The sequence below is a fragment of the Gracilibacillus sp. D59 genome, from assembly GCF_052246695.1.
Classification (GTDB): Bacteria; Bacillota; Bacilli; order Bacillales; family Amphibacillaceae; genus Gracilibacillus.
The window spans coordinates 1-899 of the sequence record NZ_JBQQCK010000035.1; the positions used below are offsets into that span (position 1 = coordinate 1).

1 protein-coding gene is annotated in these 899 nt (G+C 36.0%); it reads right to left on the reverse strand.

What is annotated here, in order from left to right; translation table 11 throughout:
* Positions 1–22: 22 nt before the first annotated feature.
* Positions 23–899: HNH endonuclease signature motif containing protein (locus ACTWP4_RS22540; RefSeq protein WP_443131022.1), on the reverse strand; the 877-nt coding region annotated here is incomplete at its 5' end.

Below are 899 nucleotides of genomic sequence, written 5' to 3' on the forward strand. Positions count from 1 at the left end.
TTATAAGTTCCTTGTTACTTAATTAGAATTGAAATTGCGTGATTGGTTTTAGTCCACATTTTTCACGATATGTGTTCAATTTTTTTATCACTGGTTTTGTGATATCAAAACCTTTTAAGCGTGAATGTATTGCCTTTTCATCTGTTTGGTGAATGGCAGTGTGTATGTCTTTGTGAAGAATTCTTAGGTTATTAAAGGTATCATCTCCACCTAGATACACGGGAGTGTAGTGATGACAGTGTACTTCATTGGCTTGTAGAAATACACCTGTAATTTCACATTGTCCCATCTTCATACTGTATCGGCTAATCCTATTGTCCATGTACTCAACACTTCGTGTTTGAATGTTCGACTCTAGCAATAGTGCAATTTCGCGCTGAATATCCGAGCGTAATTGCTTATAAATATGTGTTCTTCCTTCTGGTGTGAAAGGATTTAGTCTTGGACTAAAGTTCATTGCATTTTTTGTTTTCACATCAGCTAATTGGAAAAGGTACACATTAGCAATTCTAAAAGTTTTGGTTCCCATGGTATAGAATTTCTTGTAAGTTGGTGGAGCGTTCGCAGGATAACCAAATTTGCCAACCATTTTTAGACGATTGTAAATGAAAGCACGCACATCGTAGGAAAGACGTGAGAACTCGTTGTTGACATGGGTGGCACGATTGAAGTAATTGTGAATGCCTAAGACAAAACTGTTAAACAGTAACGCATTTTGAGTAGTTGGCGAGGCTTTTAATCTTCGAACGTATTTTTTAAATGTTTCTTTAATTTTACGCTTTTTACTTTCTTTTAAGCCTGTATGTGCAACTCTCTTTTTCCCTTTTCTGTTCGCACGGATCGTAAACCCAAGGAATTCGGATTCTCTTTTTCTTAGGTTAATAACTTGAGATTTTTCT